Genomic DNA, 18,114 nt, shown 5'->3' on the forward strand with positions numbered 1-18,114 from the left:
AGCGCGCAACAATCGCACCCCTACATTCGTTTTGGCAGCATGAACAAGGGAATATCATGGCCTACCGGTACCGCGATTCAAGCGAAAACGCAGCGCTCACCTAGACGTTTAACTGGCGCACAGTGAGGCATCGTCCTTTCCACCACTGCATCGAGCATGACATCATATTGTTGTTGCCTCCACCAGAGCCCTGCCGACGCTTACCCGGGGACGTGATCGATTTTGGGGCTCAACTGCTCATGCTCCATGTGCTTTCCGGACGGAACGCACAGTCTGGCCTGCAGCTTCCGCCAGCAGCCGCACATCGGTGCCCGCAGTAACGAAGTCAAAGCCCCAACCGACAGCCCGGCAGGCATAGTGGGCGCTACCCGTATGCAAGCCCGCCTTGATGCCGTGCCGATGCGCAGCAGTCAGGATCGTTTGGATCGCCTCGATCATCTCGGGTTCTTCGCGGTCAAAGCCGACACGATAGCGGCGGCCCGTCAACGCAAGCGTAAGGTCGGAGGGGCCGACATAGATCCCGTCCAGCCCCGGCGTCGCGCAGATGGCATCGAGGTTGTCCATCGCCTCGGCAGTCTCGATCATGGCCATACAGATCAGTTCGTCCTCCGCATTGCCGCAATAGCCCGGCCCGGCCGAAAACATCGCCCGCGTCGGCCCGAAGCTGCGGATCCCATTAGGGGCGTATCGCGAATAAGAAACCAGTGCCTCGGCGTCTGCCCGAGAATTGATCATCGGGCAGATCACGCCCATTGCGCCGGCATCGAGCGCGCGGGTCACATTGGATGGCGAGAGTTGCTCAATGCGGGCCATGGGCATGACGCCGCTTGCCCCCATCGCCTGGAACATCTGCACGGCGCTGCCATAGTCCACCACGCCGTGCTGCAAGTCCACCGTCAGGCTGTCATAGCCCTGTGCAGCCATAATCTCGGCCGCGAAGCCGTTGCCGATGGAGAGCCAGCCATTGATGGCCGGCTTTCCCTGTGCCCAGTGTGCTTTGACTGCGTTGGTCCTCATTTCTGGCTCGCTTTCGCTTTCTCGCGCATGGCCGAAATTGTCGTGCGATGGGAAATCGCCTCCTTCTCGGTGACGACCTCGATCAGGGCGCTGCCCTTGGCAGCCAACGCCCGCTGCAACGCCGCCCCGAAATCGGCAGTATGCTCGACCCGTTCTGCAGCCAGGCCATAGGAACGGGCAAGCGCCACGAAGTCGGGGTTCACCAGATCGGTGGCGTAGACCCGCCCGGGAAATTCGCGCTCCTGGTGCATGCGGATGGTGCCCAGCATGCTGTTGTTCACCACAACGAACAGAACCCTGGCGCCAAACTGGGCCGCCGTCGCCAGTTCCTGACTGCTCATCTGGAAGCATCCGTCACCAGCAAAGCACACGACTGTGCGGTCGCGATATATGAGGCTTGCCGCAATCGCTGCCGGCACACCATACCCCATGGCACCAGATGTGGGCGCAAGCTGGGTGCGGAAGCTGGAGAATTGCCAGAAGCGATGGGCCCATGCCGTGTAGTTGCCGGCACCCGAGCAGACGATTGTGTCAGCCGGAACTGCCTTACGGATTTCGGTGACCACTTGCGCCAGATCCACGCTGGTCTCGCGCGGCGTAACGGCCAGCGAAGCGACGTAATCGGCGCGTGCCTCGGCCACCCAATTTCCGCGCTTCGTATTGCCTGTCTTGGGCTGCAAACGCGCAAGCCCTTCAACCGTCGCCGGGGCGCCCGCATTGATGGCTAGATTGGCCTGGTAGACGCGGCCCAACTCCTCGGGGTCCGGATAGATGTGAACCAGCATCGCGCCACGCTTGGCCGGGTCGATGATCGTGTAGCCGGCGGTGGTCATCTCACCCAGCCGCGCCCCCATAACGATCAGGAGGTCTGCCTGGCGCACGCGCTCGACCAGCTTTGGCTCGGCGCCAATGGTCAGGTGGCCGACATAGTTGGGATGATAGTTGTTCACATAGTCCTGGCAGCGCAGCGACGCCGCTATCGGCACGCCGAAGCGCTCGGCGAAGCCCGCAACCTGTTCGCCCAATACGGCGGTCCAGTCTCCGCCGCCCACGATCAGCAGGGGGCGTTCGGCGGCTTCGACAAGTTCGGCAATACGCGATAACTGCCCTTCGGTCGGCGCTCCCGAGATCGGGGCGGCGAGCAGGCCGGGGTCAATTTCGGACGAAACCAGGTCGCTGAGTATGTCTTCGGGCAGGGACAGTACAACGGGACCGGGCCGACCTGCCATGGCCGTCTGGAATGCGCGATGCACATATTCGGGAATGCGCGCCGGATCGGTGATTTCTGCGGCCCACTTGGCCAGCGGCGTGAACATGGCCGCGAAGTCTACTTCCTGGAAGCCTTCGCGGTGCTTCATGCTGCTGTTGACTTGGCCGACAAACAGCACGAGCGGCGTGGAATCCTGGAAGGCGGTATGAATGCCGGTCGAGGCATTGGTGGCGCCTGGACCGCGGGTCACGAAGCACACGCCGGGCCGCCCGGTGAGCTTGCCATAGGCTTCAGCCATGTTGGCGGCGCCGCTCTCGTGGCGGCATACCACCAGATCGATCTGGTCGCTAACGTCATGGAGTGCATCGAGCACGGGCAGATAGCTTTCCCCGGGCACGCAGAAGGCACGGTCCACCTTTTGGGCCAGCAGGCTGGCGACCAGCAAATCTCCACCCCGGCGGGTCGTCTTGGTGTTGTCCACCGTCATCTTATTCTCCTTCTTGCGTCCTTCGAGGCATGGCATTCGCTTAAGCTCCTGCTGCGCCAGTTCATTTTTCCGGCCTTCGCCCATTTCGAACCAATTCCAACCTGATCGGTCCAATGAAGCAATTCGCGGCTGGACTTTGGATAGTCTCTTTAAAAAATCAGCTAGTCTGATATAGGTTTGAGCAATTCAGCCGCTCCAACCAAAGCGGCTATAATTGCAACCCAATGGTCGGTGAACATGAATATCGAAACCAACTCGGTAGCCGGTGTCGCGCCAAGTGCTCGCGCCAAGTCCGAACTGGATTCGCAGTCGATCTATCGCGACTTGAAGTCGGGTATCATGCAGGGGGCCTACCCTGCCGGAAGCCGCCTGCCCACCGAGCGCGCGCTTGCAGAGCATTTTGATGCCGCGCGCAACAGTGTGCGCAAGACGCTCAACCTGCTCGAAGACGAAGGTCTGATCATTCGCCATGTCGGTCGCGGTACCTTTGTGCGCACTGCGTCCGCGCAGGATGAGTTCACGCTGGCCGAGTTGCTCGAAGCACGGTTGCTGTTTGAACCCAACCTGCCCGATCTGGTCGTGGAGCGCATTACGCCCGAGTTGATCGGCGAAATGGAAATGGCGCTTGAACAGGTGCGCAATGCCGAGAGCTGGGATCAGTTCAAGGAAGCCAAGTATGCCGTGCACATGGCGATTGCCCGCGGCTCGCGTAACCGCTTCATCATTTCGATTTTCGAGCAGATCATTGCTTCCCGGCGTCGCGCCGGCTGGGGCCGTCCGGGACAGCAGCTGTCGCCCGTCCTGGTCGTGCGCGAAGCCGCATACCGGGACAATCTGGTGATCCTCGAGGCGTTGCGCTCCGGCGATGCCGACAAGGCGCGCGAAGCCATTCGCGACTACCTGCTGCGCACCCTGTCTAACGTCAGCAGCAACTGACCAACGGGGGACGGCGCGAGCCGTCCCGCCAGACCTCACTTCCCGGTTCATCGCTGATCCATCCGCTTCTGCACGGCGCGGCCAACCAGCATCAGGGCAAGTGCTGCAATGAGAACGGCAAGCCCGGGAAACACCGAGATCCAGGGCGCGTAGAGGATGTAGTCCTTGCCCTGTTCCATGATCGCGCCCCAGTCAGGCGTTGGTGGCTGCACGCCAAGTCCAAGGAAACCGAGTGCGGCCTGGATCTGAAGGATCAGGGGAAACAGGATCATATACTGCGTGAGGATCAGCGGCAGGACATTGCGCATGACATGGCGGCTCAACACCGTGCTGTCGCGCACCCCGATGCTGCGTGCCGCCTCGACATAGGTCTTGCCCACTTCGCTCATCGCACCGGCACGGGCGATGCGGAAGAAGACGGGCATGTAGACGATCGAGAGGGCTACGACCAGATTGATGATGTCCGGCCCCAGCACGCCGGTGATGATGACACCCAGAATGATCGGCGGAAAGCTCAGCAGGACGTCGACCAGACGGCCGAGCACCTGATCGGTCCAGCCGCCGAAAAAGCCCGAAATGAGCCCCAGGGTGCCCCCGATCACTGCCGAGATCAGCAGGGAACCCGCACATATGGCGAGGGTAACCCGCGTGCCATAGATGACGCGCGCCATGATATCGCGACCGACATCGTCCGTGCCGAACCAGTGGTCCCGGGACGGGGGCTGCATGGCCCGGTCAATGAAAACGCCGATGGGGGATTGCGAGGTAAAGAGCGAAGGGAAAAGCGCGGCCAGCAGCAGCAGGACGAGCAGGGCAACACCGAGCACCAGGCCGGGTTCGCGACGCGCGGTCCGTATCAGCTTGCCCCAGGTGCCAAGCGGCGCCGGGACGGATGGCGTAGAGGATGAGGTAGCTTGTGCCATGGGAAACTCCGAAGTCAGGCCACGCGCACGCGCGGATCGATCAGGCGGTAGGTCAGATCGACGACAAGATTGACGACCATGGCGGAGACGACGACGATCAACAGGGCACCCTGGAGCACCGGATAGTCACGCGTCTCGATGGCGGTGAGCAGCAGACGCCCGAGGCCAGGCAAGGCAAACAGTGATTCAATGATCACGGTGCCGCCAAGTATCTGAATCAGGATCAGGCCCATGAAGGTGATGATCGGGATCAGCACGTTGCGCAGGATGTGCTTGAAGAAGACCACCCGGATCGGCACACCCTTGGCAATGGCGGTACGCACATATTCCTGGTTGAGTGCCGACACCACATTCTGGCGCACGAACTGGCTATAGGCGGCGGCCTGCAGCAGCCCCAGGCTGGCAATCGGCAGAATGAGGATGGAGAGGTTGTCGCTCAGCGATCGGGTGATCGGCACGAAGCGCAGTGGCGGCGACCAGCCAATGACGGCGGAAACACCCACCAGCAGCATCAGACCAACCCAGAATACCGGCGCGGCAAGGCCGAGGATGTTGAAGGTCTGGATTGCCGTATCGAGCGGACGGTTTTCGTAGATGCCGGCAAGGATACCGAGCGGGACGCCAACAAGGGTGGCGACCGCAAGCGTGAGAATGGCGATTTCCAGCGTGACCAGGAAGGCGGGGCCGATCATGTCGGTCACCGGCAGGCCGCGGGTCCAGCTGTTGCCGAGATTGCCCTGCAGGACATTGGTGATCCAGGTCAGGTACTGCATGTAGATCGGCTGATCGAGACCGAAAAATTCACGCAATGCCCCGGCTGCGTTCTCGCCGCCCGCCTGGCCCATCATCTGCGCTACGACGTCGCCGGGCACCATGCGCACCAGCAAGAAAACGAGAATGGACGCCAGAACGGCCGTGAGGAGTGAGGCGAACAGCCGTTTGAGTAGGTATGAGCCCATGATCGATCCCGTGCGCAGCTAGGTGACGGGAGGCGCTGCAGCGCCTCCCGCCTTGACATCATTCGGCGAGGAAGGTCCGCGCCAGACCGAAGTACCAACCAGTCGGATGCTGGGTGAAGTTCTGCACCTTGTCGCTGCGAACTGTCACGTGATCAGGCGAATAGAGCATGATCGTTGGAACGGTATCGGCGAGTACGGTCTGGAACCGGTTGTAGATATCGCGCCGCTTTGCAGGGTCGGCTTCAGCGCGCCCCTCGTCCAGCAGTGCGCTGGCTTCGTCATTGTTCCAGTTACGGAAGTCGGCGCCATCGGGCTTCTTGTGGAAGTGCCGATAGAACAGCAGGTTCGGGTCAGGCTGGGCAGCCCAGTCGTTGAAGGTGAAGCCCATCTGGCTCGAGCGGAAGTTGTTCACCCACACACCCAGATCGACGCGCTGGATGTCCAGCGTGATACCGATCTGCGCCAGTTGCTCCTGAAGGGTAACCGAAGCCGGATCCATCCAGTCGAAGCCGTTGATGGTGGTCAGGGTCATGGTGAAGCCATCGGCATAGCCGGCTTCAGCCATCAGCGCCTTGGCCTTCTCGATATCAGGACCCTGCATCGGAACCTGGTCGAGCGGTAGACCCCAGCTTTCCTGCATGCCCGAGACCATGGTGCCCAGCACGGTGCCATATTCGCCAACGGATGCCTTGAGGATCTCGTTCTTGTCCACGGCCAGCGAGATGGCCTGGCGAACGCGGACGTCGCTGAGCTGCTCGAGCTCGGAACCCAGATCGATGGCGGTCTGTGCCAGCGATGGCCAACGCTCGATATTGAGGCCGGCAACCGAGGACACCTGCTGGACGTCCTGCGGACGGCTCAGCGGAACCAGATCGATGCGCTTGTTCTGCAGGGCAACCAGCATCGATGCGCTGTTTGGCAGGATCGAGAAGTCGATGGCGTCGAGATAGGGAACGCCGGCTTCCCAATAGTCTTCGTTGCGCTCGAGGGCGACATGCGAGTTGGGAACGAATTCGACCAGCTTGAACGGACCCGTGCCAACGCTTTCGGCGTTGATGCGGTTCTTGGCGCTCTCATCGTCGAAGTAGCCGGCAGGAACCACGGCGCCGTATTTGTTGCCAAGCGTCATGGGCAGCGAGGAGTTCTTGTTGGTCAGCGTGAAGCGAACGGTGGAATCGTCCACCACTTCGACATTGCTCACCATCGAGAAGTCGCCGGCGCCGGGCGAACCGTTATCCGGGTTGCGGATATAGTTGTAGCTATAGGCCACGTCCGCAGCGGTCATGTCGCCGCCGGTATGGAACTTGACGCCCTGGCGCAACCTGATCGTGTAGACCAGGCCGTCCTCGGAGACCTCGAAGCCCTCGGCAAGCAGCGGAATGGCCTGGCCGTTCGCGCCCTCGTAGAACAGGCCCTGGTAGACCAGAACGCTCAGGCGGATGCGCGCATCGGCGGCCTGGTGGAACGGATCGAAGCCAGGCGGCTCGAGCAGCAGGCCCATGTTCAGGCGACCGCCGCTGACCGCGTTTTCTGCGGCCGGGCCGTAAAGGCTCATTTCGTCGGCCAGGCTGGGCGACAGCGCCAGCAGGCTGAGCATGGTGGCGCCGAGCAGTTTCTGCCCGAAGCGACGCATGCTGGATACATTCATAAACGTCATAATACTCCCCTTGCGTTCTCTCGTTCTCTTGCATGCCGCGCCCCGTGGGCCGCGACTGCAGTCGTCATGCGCCATTCGGCGCCTCGTTCAGTCGCGATAGGCGACTGTCATCTCGATCTCGACCGCTGCATTGCGAGGCAGTTCGGCTGCGCCGATGGCTGCCCGCGCGTGCCGTCCGGCCTCGCCGAAAATTTCTGCCAGGAGATCCGAGGCTGCATCGAGCACTTTGGGCTGGGCATTGAAGCCCGGCGCCGAGGCCACGAAGCCGTTGATCTTGAGCACCTGCTCGACCCGGTCGAGCGAACCCAGTGATTGCCGGAGGCAGGCCAGACCCTGAAGAATGCAGATGCGGGCTTCACCCTGCGCGGTGGCGAGATCGACTTCGGCCCCGACCTTTCCGAACACCCGCACTTCACCTTCAACCTTGGGCATCTGGCCGCTGACATAGGCGACGCCACGATGCAGGATCACGGGAACATAATTGAACGAGGGGGATGCCGCGTCTGGCAGTTCGATCCCGAGTTCTTTGAGGCGCGCGTCGATGCTCATGGCAGGTCTCCGGCAATCTGGGTCTGCAGCAATCCGTTGAGGTCGTATTCGGGCATGAAGGCGAAGCGCTTGCGGAAGCGGCTGTCGTCCATCAGGGGGAAAGTATTGGCTGGGGCCACGATTTCCTGCTCAACGACATAGCCGGGAACCAAGGCCGCTGCGGCGGCGCCGATTTCGCTCAGCCGGGCGGTAAAGCCGTTGATGTGATAGATCGCCTCGAGCGGTTCTGCCGTGACCAGCGTCTCGACAATGGCGCGGGCGACATCGGAGACATGCATCAGGTCGATCGGCAGATCGTGGAAACGGACCTGATGGCGGGCGCCCGGCGCAGCGTTGGCGATGACGCCGGCAATGGCGCTGGCCGCCCCTTGGTACCAGAGTCCCGGCCCGAGCACGATGGGCAGGCGAATGGAGCTGGCATCCAGCCCATGCCGGTCTCGATAATACTGCACCAGGTCTTCGGAGAGAACCTTCGTCAATCCATACATGGTGCGCGGCCGTTTTACGCCGGTCTCATCGACTCGCTCGCTGTCATAGCTGTCAGCGGGGCCGAACACGACGCTCGAGCCGGTGGTGACGACGCGGCTGACACCGGCGGTCTGGGCAGCTTCGAGCACATGGCGCAGGCCGTTGACATTGATCGCCATGGCGCGGTCGGCATCGGCCTCGCCGCCCTGCATCAGTCCCTTGGCGCCCTCGCCAAAGGCAGCGGTGGTAACGATCGCGGTTGCACCGCTCGTTTCGATGGCCGCCAGGATTGCCGCGCGGTCTTCAACCGAGCCGACGGTCTCGCCGAAGCGCCCGTCAAGATCGGCCAGCAGGTCGGTGGCCATGGTGAGGCCGAAAACGTGCACGGGGATGTCGCGCGCGACCAGGGCCCGCACAATGTGGGAACCCACGAAGCCGCGCCCACCGATAACCAGTACGCGCAGGGTTTCAGAGTGCAATGTCGTCACGGATACAAGCCTTGTAGTGACCCGGGCGAACTTCGCGCAGGGCCGGAACGGTTTGGGCGCATTCCGCCAGGGCGAATGGGCAGCGGGTACGGAAAACACAGCCGGATGGCGGCGCGATCGGGCTCGGGATTTCACCGCCCAGGATCTGCCGGCTTTCACCGGCGTAGCCCGGAGCTGCCTGCAGCAACGCTGCCGTATAGGGATGGGCGGGATTGTCGTAGAGCTCTTCAGTGCGCGCGACTTCCATCACGCGGCCGAGATAGAGCACCATCACCCTGTCGGTAATGACCTCGACGACCGACAGGTCATGGCTGATGAACAGCAGGGCCAGCCCAAGTTCCTGCTGCAGGTTCTGCATCAGGTTAAGCACTTCGGCCTGCACCGAAACATCGAGCGCCGAAACCGGCTCATCGGCCACGATGAAGCGCGGCGACGAAGCCAAGGCGCGCGCGATGGCGATACGCTGACGCTGGCCGCCGGAAAAGGCGCGAGGATAGCGCTTGAAATGGTCAGCCGAAAGGCCAACCTTTTCGAGCAGTGCCACGGCTTCGTCCTCGGCCGCCCGGCCCCGCTGCTGCCGATGCAGCTTGAGCGGCTCCATCAGCGCATCGCCCACCGTCATGCGGGCATTGAGGCTGGCGAACGGATCCTGGAAGATCATCTGCATATGGCGTCGGAACTTGCGCAGCTCGTCCGGCCCAAGGTCGCCCAGGTCCTGGCCATCAAAGATCACCTTGCCCGCACTGGGTTCAACCAGGCGCAGCAACAGGCGGCCGACGGTGGACTTGCCGGACCCCGATTCACCCACGACACCAAGCACTTCGCCCGGCGCAACGGTCAGATCGACGTCTTCGACGGCGCGCACGGCCTGCGCCGGGGCGCCCCAGCTGTTGCCGCGCACCGGAAACTGCTTGCTGAGCCCGGTGACGGAAACCAGCGGGCGCTGGTCAACGGGCTGTACCTCTGAATTTTCAGCTAGCATCACGGTGCAATCTCCTGCCAGCGAATACAGCGGGTCACATGCTTGCCATCCGTGGCCTGCAGTTCAGGCTCGCTGACAATGCAAGCCGGGAGGGCGTAGGAACAGCGGGCATGAAAGCGGCACCCGGCCGGCGGCGACAGCGGATTGGGCATGGTGCCGGGGATGGGTTGCAGCGAGCGGCGATTGCCGGAGCCGTCGCGGCGCGAGGGAATGCAGTCGAGCAGCGCGCGCGTATAAGGATGGCGCGGGTTAGCGAGGACCTCGTCGACCGGCCCCTCTTCAACCACCTGGCTCGCATACATCACGGCCACGCGGTCCGCGATCTGCTTGACCAGCTTGAGGTCGTGGGTGACGAAAACCATGGCCATGCGGCGCTCCTGCTGCAGCTTGCGCAGCAGGTCGATGATCTGGGCCTGGATGGTCACGTCGAGGGCGGTTGTCGGCTCGTCCGCGATCAAGAGGCGCGGATCGCAGGCCAGGGCCACCGCGATCATGACGCGCTGACGCATGCCGCCAGACAGCTCATGGGGGTAGGCGTCGACGCGTTTCTCTGGGCTGGAGATGCCCACCTGGCGCAGCAGCTCTATGGCCTGCAGCCGGGCCTCGCGCTTGTTCAGCCCCTTGTGTACCCGCAGGGGCTCGCCGACCTGATCGCCCACGGTGAAGACCGGATTGAGGCTCGACATCGGATCTTGGAAGATCATGGCGATGTCGTGCCCGCGAATGCGGCTCATCGCCTTCTCGCTCAGCGCCAGAAGGTCGGTGCTGACATTGTCGCGGCCGTGAAAATGGATCGAGCCACCCACGACTTTGGCGGTGGTCCGCGCCAGGAGGCGCATGACCGTGAGGCCGGTCACCGACTTGCCAGAGCCCGATTCACCGACGATGGCGAGCGTTTCCCCCTCGTTGACGCTCAGGGTCACGCCATTAACGGCCTTGATCACGCCGGCATCAGTGAAGAAGTGGGTCTTGAGATCGGTGACGCTCAGTACGGGATGGGCGGAGTGCTGGATGGTATCAGGCTGCAGCATATCGGAGCAGCGCCTCCTCATCGACTTCGATGCCGAGGCCCGGCCCCTGCGGAACGGCGATGCTGCCATTCTCCACAACGATCGGCTCCTTCAGCAGCTCGGTACGCAACGGATTGGCGCCGAGGTCGTATTCGAGCAGCGTCGGCTTGGGGATATTGTCTGAATGGGGGAAGGCCGACAGCGAAGCGATGAAGTGGATACCTGCAGCCAGCCCGATGGCGCCGCCCCAGACATGGGGAGACATGCGAAGATGGTTGGCATAGGCCAGTTCGGCAATCTTGCGACCCTGCCAGAAACCGCCGCAAAGGCTGAGGTCGGGCTGCAGCACATCGACGCCGCCAGCATCGACCAGGTTTTTGAAGTCGAACACGGTGTAGAGCGCCTCGCCCGTGGCGATCGGCATGCGGGCACGCTTGTGCAGGCGCCCATAGCCCTTGAAATCGGCCGGGTTCAGCGGCTCTTCCATCCAGCCGATGCGGTAGCGGGCGAGCCGCTCCATGCTCTCCATGGCCAAGTCGTAGGTATAGTTGGAATTGATATCGACCAGCAGTTCGACGTCGTCGCCGAGCATTTCGCGCGCAATCGCAACGCGCTCCTCGTCACTGTCCGGGCCAAGGCCGATCTTGATCTTGACGGCCGGGTAGTTCCCCGCTGCCAGCAGGTCCATTTGCGCCCGGTAATCTTCTCGCGGGGTCTCGGTGATATAGCCGCCAGAAGCATAGATGGGCACGCTGTCAACCCGCTGGCCGCCCAATAGCTTGCAGACGGGCAGGCCCAAGAGCTTCCCCATGGCATCCTTGGCCGCCATGTCGATGCCGCTGATGCAGGCCATCATCGGCCCCTGGATACCAAAATGGTAGTGGCGGGCCATGATGCGGGTGTAGCCGTGCTCGATGTCGAAGACGTCGGTGCCGACCAGATAGTTGGCGAGGAAGCCCTCGTAACCGCGATTGAAGGCCGGCAGTCCCCAAGCCTCGCCGAAGCCGACAATGCCATTTTCCAGCGTCAGCTTGACCACTGTGGAAGCGCGTCCGGTCGCCAGCGACTTCGACATTCCGTAGGGCTTGGCAGCTCCGAGGGGAGCGCTTAGCGCAACGAACTGGATGGCGGTTATCTTCAAGGCGAACCCTCGCAGCCAAAAGTGATCAATTCCGGATCATATGTGAACCATTTTTCACCAGAAGCGCAAGAGGCCTCTTTAAAATGCATTTGTTTGGGAGTTATGGTGCCAACCAATCTCCGCATTGATCCTCACAGGACGGTTATGACCAACGCTGCAAAAATCTGGGAAAGCCTCACGCCCGAAGAGCATGAGCGCCACTACAACCCGCAAAATGCCTGTCCCAATTTCAACGAGTATCGCGCCCTGCGCGAACCGGCCAATGAGCAGGCACTCAATGAATTGCCGCGTCACGCCGACATTGCCTATGGCGATCACAAGCTGCACACGCTTGATATCTACCCGGCACCAGGCGATGGGCCGCGCCCTGTTCACATCTACCTGCATGGTGGCTATTGGCGCGCGCAAGACAAGTCCAACTATGCGTTTATCGCCGGAATGTTGGTGCAGCATGGCATCACAGCCGTCGTTATGAACTACGAGCTTTGCCCCGAATCAACTCTTGACCAGGTAACGGATTCAGCGCTTGCCGGTGTGGAATGGGTCGCAAAGAACATTGCAAGCTACGGCGGGGATGCCGGCGCGATAAGCCTTTCCGGCCACTCGGCCGGTGCCCATCTCGTCGCAGAAGTCCTCGCCACCGACTGGACTGCCCGCGGCGTCGATCCAACGTGCTTCGTTGGCGCGGTGGCGGTCAGCGGGATCTATGATCCTGCGCCGGCAGCGCTCACCACGGTTAATGCCCAACTCAACCTGACCGCCGAGATCATCGCCAACCGCAATGTCGAAACGCGGACTCCCCTGGTGCATTGCCCAGTCGCGGTGATGGTCGGTGGCGATGAACCCTGGCAGTGGATCGACCAGAGCTTCCGCTATTCGCATCACCTTCATCGCCACGGCAACCAGCCGGAAGTACACGTGCTGCCCAATTACAACCATTTCAATATACTGCTGCCCTTTATGCAGCCGGAAAGCCCGATTGGCGGGGCCATGTTGCGCTTGGCACAGCGCCGCCGTTGATACCTATTTCTTGTCCAACATAAGACTTTTGTAATGACCGCGCTCGAACTGAATCAGCATCGCCTCAGCGTCTATGACATTTCTTTGGCTTCCAAACCCCGCATCGTCGCCCCAACTGGCGTAGCCTTTGTCTACGTCGCCAGGGGCACTGCCACCCTCGACGGTAGTGCGGTCGAAGCCGACAACGGCCATTTCGCCACTGGGCCGTTTAGTCTGTCTGGAGCCGGAACGGCCTGGCTCTACGAGTTTGCGCCCATCACGCAGTCGGTGCTCGAGGGGGACGGCATCAGCCTTGTCATTTCGCGTCGGCTGCCGCAGGCTTATTCGGGTGAGCGAATCTTCCGCGCCGACCGCGTGGAATCCAATCCGGGTTCACAGACTCCGCTTCATGGTCATCGTGGTCCCGGTATCCGCCGCCTGCTCAAGGGGCGCCTGCATGCGTATATTGGGGAAGACAGCGAACGGATCGATGCGGGGCATGCCTGGTTTGAATCCGGTAAGGACTGGGTAGTCGGCAAGAATATCCATGACAGCAACAGCGCCTTCATTCGCGTGATGATCCTGCCAGCCGAACTCTCGGGAGGCACTTCCTCCTTCGTTCCTGCGACGCCTGAAGAAGCCAACAAGCCACGCTCGGTAACCTACCGTCTATTTGGCGAACGCCCCTGTTAAGTGTCGGCTACCGAGCAGAGCTTGGCGGCGGCTTTCCCGGCAACGCTGCTCCGCGAATTGCAACTAGCACCCCGCCGTCCGGGCTCAACCTGAACATCCTCCACGCATTTGGCAGAATCTATCAACACGATGCCGCCGACAGCTAATTGCCTGCCGGCGGTCTTTGCATCGTAAGGACAAAGGCTTGGGATCACCGTGATCATCCGAATCCAGCTGCCTCAGTTCGCCATGCTGACTTCGCTAGATGTAACGAGGCATCAGCGGCCCGGAAAGAGCGATGCGGCGTGCGTGGCAGCGGTCAGGTGCGGCCTAGCGATGCCTAGCTTGAAGCATTGCGCGGCATGATCGGACGAGCGATCATTGCGGCGCAACGTGCAAGGCAATTAGCCTGCTTGCAGGTTGCTGGTCAGAAACGGCCCCTACTGCTTGAGCCTTTGTGGGTTTTGTCTGCGAGAGCGCGCAACAGTCGCACCCCTACATTCTCGATAGCCGCATAAACGCAGGTCTCGACCAATGAAAAACGTTTAGAGGGGTGCTGTGGCGGCCCAAAAGCCGACGCCCTCCGCTCCCTCGACATCCGGGACCACGAAGTAGCCGTGCGAAGCCCTTTCGCTCGGATTGAAGGGTGCGAACTCGCAGATGGTGAAAAAACATACGCTAATAACAGGTAAGCTTCTCCAGGCGCGAAGGGCAGTCATGGAAGCGACAGATTGAACGAAGAGCCCCTACCATCATCGCTGCCTGAGCTTCGCCTGTGGTACCGGCGATAGCCGTCTCCGCCTTTGTGATTGGGTATTTGACCTGGATTGTGTGCGTCACGCTCCAGGTTGCTAGCTATTTTTCCGCCTCAATATGCCTCTGTATCTGCCGGCAGGTGCCCGACGGCGCATCCATGCCCATGCCAGTAACAGCCCTGCACCTGAATGACAGCCCGGTACTTTGGAAAGACCAAGTCTGGCCGGCCGGGCAGAGCTTTATCGTGAAGCCTGAACCGGAAGCCAAGAGCGTGCAGGCCGCGCCGGATAATCAACTCCGGTTTGGTGTCCTTTACCGGATGCCGGACATCATCCGGCTTCGCACCTCTTTCGAAACACTATCCAAACTATCGCCTCGCGAAGGCTACCGTCCGCCTGCAGAAGTCGGCGAGCTCCTGATCGTTGATAGCCTGCGTTTGCCAGGCAGCATTGGTGTCATGGTGGAAGAGATTGCCGTAGTTTTTCAGTTCTTCCAGTTCAACAAGGTCAGGAGCTGACAAGATAGGTTGGCCCTGGGCCGCTGCGCGGCGGCACTTGTCGATAAACGGGCCCAGCAGCGTTTCTGGCGGACAATGGTCGGGGTAGGCCACCCGGACAAAAGCCTCAAGGACAGGACGGAGGGCAGCGGCAACGCTCCGTTCGTCAATGCCAACGGCACTTACAATATAGCTCGAGACAAGTGCATGGCGCCGGTCGTGCTCGGTGATGCAGTCTTGGGCGACATCCCAAGTCACCAGCGTAGAACCACCCTGGTCACGGGCAACCTTGAGCGCAGAACGCGCCACCCGGTCCGCACCGTCCCAAAGGGCGCAAAGGAACGGCTTCGAGTGGGAAAGCACGATGACCTGCCCAACCTCCGGGAGCAACCGCCGGATTTCCGTTACTGTGTTCAGCGATCGGTGCTCATCGAGACTGGTCATCGGGTCGTCGATCACCACGATTTTTGCAGCCTTGGCCGGATCTAGTTCAAGCGACGCGAAAAAGAACGCCAGTGCGAGGGTGTTGCGGTCACCGGCGCTCAATGCGGTGTGGAATCCAGGTTCTCCGTCATTCGCTGGCACAAGCGGCACAGACACCTGGTTGATGAGCACCGTGTAGCTGCAGGCGGATCCGCCTCTGTTGTTGACTGACGCGACATTGCCAAGGCGGAAGCCTGCCGCGAAGCGCTGCAGGTATCTGTTGATGGCCAGCTCATATGCCGGGAACACCTGATCGCGGTATGCGGTAAGGGCGGCTCTTGCCTGGTTGCGCAAGCCCTCTGTGTTGGTCTTGGCCGCTTTTTCGGCCGTGTACGCCGCAACGGCGGCAACCATGGCCGGCTCGAAACGTGCCTGCAGGCGCGTGAGGTTCGCCAGGTCACGCGTGAGTGCGCCAACATCGGCACCGGCAGCACGTTCCTTGACCAGGGCAATGTCACCGCCCAATGCCGTCAGGCTCTCGCTAAGGGCAGCGACGAAGTCGCAAACAGCGTGATATTCCTCGACAGCACCCAGGGCGTCGGCATCCAGTTCGAGCGGCTCAAGCGGCACGTCCTGTTTCCGGCGTAGGGTAGCCAGCACGGCTTCTTGAGCGACATTCCAAAGCCGCACCACCATTGCTGTGTCAACATTCAGCTCTGGTACAGCCGTGAATGCTGCCCAAAAGGTGCGGCGCTCCCCCGCGACACGCATGGACCGTTCGAAGGCCGCTTTGATGTCGCCGCTGTGCGCGCGGCCGACGTTCTGAAGTTCGCCTGACACGGCGGCTTTCATGGCTCTGTAGGCTTCGCCGAAATAGGTCTGGTAGTGCCTTAGGAGCTGGGACCGCGACAGCGGCTCAGCGCAGAAGGGACAGGCTGCTTCTGCCGTATGGGGCGCGATCACGCGCTGCATTCCGGCTTCCACCCATGCCTCGCCACCTCGGCCGATCCCTTCGAAGTGCGCCTCAAGCCGCTCCGTTACATCCTGTTCCACATCAGGCAGTGCCCGCTGGAGAACCGTGTCAATGGCCTCCACGTCGAAGCGGGGCAGAGATATGGCACCGAACGCCGACTGCCGGGCAACGTCATCGGCGGACCTGGCAGCTGCCAGCTCCTGCTCGGCTGCCTGGATCGCTTCCAATATGCTTGGGTGCTGCTGCAGCGCACAAAAATCCTCGACACTCAATGAGCCTCGTGTGGCGGCTGGTAAATTACCCGCAAGTTCCGCCAGAGTCCGGTTGTGACCCTCGACGGCGTCGATGTACCCCTGCAGCGCCGCATTCAGCTGGACGCCTTGCGCGCCGATGATCAGGTCATGCAGGTTCTGACGGTGCTCGGAAACAACGCGCATCCCGGAATAGACGTTTTCCGTGACAAAGCGGTCATCGAAAACGGCGATGTCGGGATGCAGCCGGGACCAGGCCCCGCCTTGGAAAATAGCGTTGGCCTGGGGCGGAGAAAACTGGATGACGACGTGGGGAGGGTGCGCGGCGCCAATGCGGTGACGCTCGGTTATCAGCCTGTGGTCTCCAGTGCCTAGGGAGCGGAGAATTGCTGCAAGGGTGGTTTTACCGCGTCCGTTCTCGGCATAGATGATGGACAACTTGGAAAGGGGCAGGGCACCACCTGCCGCCACGCTGTCGAACGCGCCGACATTCCTCAATAGCTGGATATGCGAAACCATCAATTCCCCCCGATATACCCTTAGCTTAGCATACCGGGAGAGCTTTGCACGCGAGCCTCCTGCCTGGGGCATTGCCTCACGGTGCACCAAAGATCGGCAATTTTATCAGCTAATATCCAGATTTTCGGTTTAAAAACAACGACTTGATAAGCAAAAAACATCGGCAAAAAAAGTCGCCTTAACGCACCCCTGCTAAGGGTATGCCTTTGTGCGGCGCACAAGCTTGTACGCAGTTGAATCAGCCACACATCATCGGCGCGAGCGGATGCTACAGCCCCGAAGGGCCTCCATTCTCAGGTGACCGTTTATGGGATTTCCGGTGAGCTTCCGTGAGAGTTTGGTGCTCAACTGCCCTTGATTTTGCAGGGTTTTTCCTTGGGAGTCCGGCAAAGAACTGCATCAGATCCCATAAACTATCACCTCAAATCCCATAAACGGTGACCTGAAGTCCCATAGACCTCAATTTAAGCTATCTTGTTGCTCTCGAACTCGACGGAACAAGGCCCAAGGCTGCCAATGAAGAAAGTACCCGCCAGCGAGAACCAGGACGAGCGTGCAAAGCAAAAAGAGCTTAGTCGCATGCGGGATGCTGCGCGCCTGGAGGCCGGCGAGGTTACGCAAGACCAGCTCCACCGTGAGAACAGGTTCTTTTCCGCAGTGCCAATCAAGAGGTTCAAGATAGTCGCGATTGGCGGAAAACCTCTGCGCCGCCCCATGTGATTTGCCTGCTCTGAGGCATCGCCTTCAAGCTTGCTAGCTAGCTTGCTGACTCACCGCTGGACCTCTGGTTCTGGGGATCACGACGTGCAAAGAAAAGGCGCTCAACCCGTGAGGGGAGCGCCTTCTCGATGGCCTGGAGCCGGACGCCGGAGGGGCAGCGCCCGTGGTCCAACCATTGACCGATATATGTTGTTGGGCCGGCTTCTTTTAAAGAGCGCAGGCCGCTCGGCGGGTTCAACGCCCTGTGAGCGGAGCGGTCCATTTGCTTGCTAGCTAGCTAGCTGCATTCGGCTGGGTTGGGGTGGCAAGCTGCCCGACCGCTTCTGGGCGCCCAAGCCGGGAAAGCGGCCGTTCAGGTGACCGCTGCACTTCTACAGGAACACGCGCTCAATCCAGCCGTCCAGGCAAGCTTTTGCCTTACGATGAAGAGGACGTTCGGCGTGTGTCTGCAATGAACGGCAACCTCGGGTCGCGCGGA

At 61.2% G+C, this 18,114-nt stretch carries 15 protein-coding genes; 3 read left to right on the plus strand and 12 right to left on the minus strand.

Annotation, left to right across the window (positions count from 1 at the left end; genetic code table 11):
* Nucleotides 1-237: 237 nt before the first annotated feature.
* Both DDE77_RS13935 and DDE77_RS13940 read right to left on the minus strand, forming a co-directional pair.
* Nucleotides 238-1,017, minus strand: coding sequence for an HpcH/HpaI aldolase family protein (locus DDE77_RS13935; protein WP_108398082.1), 780 nt, complete (start codon nt 1,015-1,017; stop codon nt 238-240).
* The gene (locus DDE77_RS13940) at nt 1,014-2,708 is read right to left on the minus strand and encodes a thiamine pyrophosphate-binding protein (protein WP_108398112.1); all 1,695 of its coding nucleotides are present in this window, start codon (nt 2,706-2,708) and stop codon (nt 1,014-1,016) included. Before DDE77_RS13940 ends, DDE77_RS13935 begins: the two co-directional genes overlap by 4 nt.
* Before the next feature lie 243 nt (nt 2,709-2,951).
* On the opposite strand from DDE77_RS13940, the gene DDE77_RS13945 reads away from it, so the two are divergent.
* Complete coding sequence (locus tag DDE77_RS13945) at nt 2,952-3,650, plus strand: FadR/GntR family transcriptional regulator (RefSeq protein ID WP_170116524.1); 699 nt, start codon at nt 2,952-2,954, stop codon at nt 3,648-3,650.
* Nucleotides 3,651-3,697: 47 nt separating this feature from the next.
* Here the strand turns inward: DDE77_RS13945 and DDE77_RS13950 are convergent, their stop codons facing one another.
* The 8 genes from DDE77_RS13950 to DDE77_RS13985 all read right to left on the minus strand — a co-directional run bounded on the left by DDE77_RS13950 (nt 3,698) and on the right by DDE77_RS13985 (nt 11,827).
* Nucleotides 3,698-4,573, minus strand: a complete 876-nt coding sequence (locus DDE77_RS13950; protein WP_108398083.1) for an ABC transporter permease — start codon at nt 4,571-4,573, stop codon at nt 3,698-3,700.
* A gap of 14 nt (nt 4,574-4,587) precedes the next feature.
* Nucleotides 4,588-5,532: an ABC transporter permease gene (locus DDE77_RS13955; RefSeq protein WP_108398084.1), complete on the minus strand. Its 945-nt coding sequence runs from the start codon at nt 5,530-5,532 to the stop codon at nt 4,588-4,590.
* 58 nt (nt 5,533-5,590) lie between these two features.
* Nucleotides 5,591-7,189 (minus strand): ABC transporter substrate-binding protein, encoded by a 1,599-nt coding sequence (locus tag DDE77_RS13960; RefSeq protein WP_210204397.1) that lies wholly within the window; start codon nt 7,187-7,189, stop codon nt 5,591-5,593.
* A gap of 87 nt (nt 7,190-7,276) precedes the next feature.
* A complete protein-coding gene (locus DDE77_RS13965; protein WP_108398085.1) occupies nt 7,277-7,738 on the minus strand; it encodes a RidA family protein in 462 nt (153 codons plus the stop codon).
* Nucleotides 7,735-8,694 (minus strand): NAD-dependent epimerase/dehydratase family protein, encoded by a 960-nt coding sequence (locus tag DDE77_RS13970; protein WP_108398086.1) that lies wholly within the window; start codon nt 8,692-8,694, stop codon nt 7,735-7,737. Before DDE77_RS13970 ends, DDE77_RS13965 begins: the two co-directional genes overlap by 4 nt.
* On the minus strand, nt 8,675-9,676 hold the full coding sequence (locus tag DDE77_RS13975; RefSeq protein WP_108398087.1) for an ABC transporter ATP-binding protein: 1,002 nt from the start codon (nt 9,674-9,676) through the stop codon (nt 8,675-8,677). The genes DDE77_RS13970 and DDE77_RS13975 overlap by 20 nt, the downstream gene beginning before the upstream one ends.
* Nucleotides 9,676-10,707: an ABC transporter ATP-binding protein gene (locus DDE77_RS13980; RefSeq protein WP_108398088.1), complete on the minus strand. Its 1,032-nt coding sequence runs from the start codon at nt 10,705-10,707 to the stop codon at nt 9,676-9,678. Before DDE77_RS13980 ends, DDE77_RS13975 begins: the two co-directional genes overlap by 1 nt.
* Entirely contained in the window at nt 10,694-11,827 is a 1,134-nt protein-coding gene (locus tag DDE77_RS13985) for a mandelate racemase/muconate lactonizing enzyme family protein (RefSeq protein WP_108398089.1), read from the minus strand. The genes DDE77_RS13980 and DDE77_RS13985 overlap by 14 nt, the downstream gene beginning before the upstream one ends.
* Before the next feature lie 144 nt (nt 11,828-11,971).
* Between DDE77_RS13985 and DDE77_RS13990 the strand changes: the two genes are divergently transcribed.
* Nucleotides 11,972-12,847 carry an alpha/beta hydrolase gene (locus tag DDE77_RS13990; protein ID WP_157959834.1) on the plus strand — a complete coding sequence of 292 codons (876 nt, stop codon included), beginning with the start codon at nt 11,972-11,974 and terminating at the stop codon, nt 12,845-12,847.
* A gap of 33 nt (nt 12,848-12,880) precedes the next feature.
* Nucleotides 12,881-13,519, plus strand: a complete 639-nt coding sequence (locus DDE77_RS13995; protein WP_108398091.1) for a hypothetical protein — start codon at nt 12,881-12,883, stop codon at nt 13,517-13,519.
* Nucleotides 13,520-14,366: 847 nt separating this feature from the next.
* Here DDE77_RS13995 and DDE77_RS14000 read toward each other — a convergent pair.
* Entirely contained in the window at nt 14,367-14,549 is a 183-nt protein-coding gene (locus DDE77_RS14000) for a PDDEXK family nuclease (RefSeq protein ID WP_245895262.1), read from the minus strand.
* Nucleotides 14,550-14,621: 72 nt separating this feature from the next.
* Nucleotides 14,622-16,916 (minus strand): AAA family ATPase, encoded by a 2,295-nt coding sequence (locus DDE77_RS14005; RefSeq protein WP_108398092.1) that lies wholly within the window; start codon nt 16,914-16,916, stop codon nt 14,622-14,624.
* Nucleotides 16,917-18,114: the final 1,198 nt, after the last annotated feature.

This window comes from Devosia submarina (assembly GCF_003056345.1).
Classification (GTDB): Bacteria; Pseudomonadota; Alphaproteobacteria; order Rhizobiales; family Devosiaceae; genus Devosia; species Devosia submarina.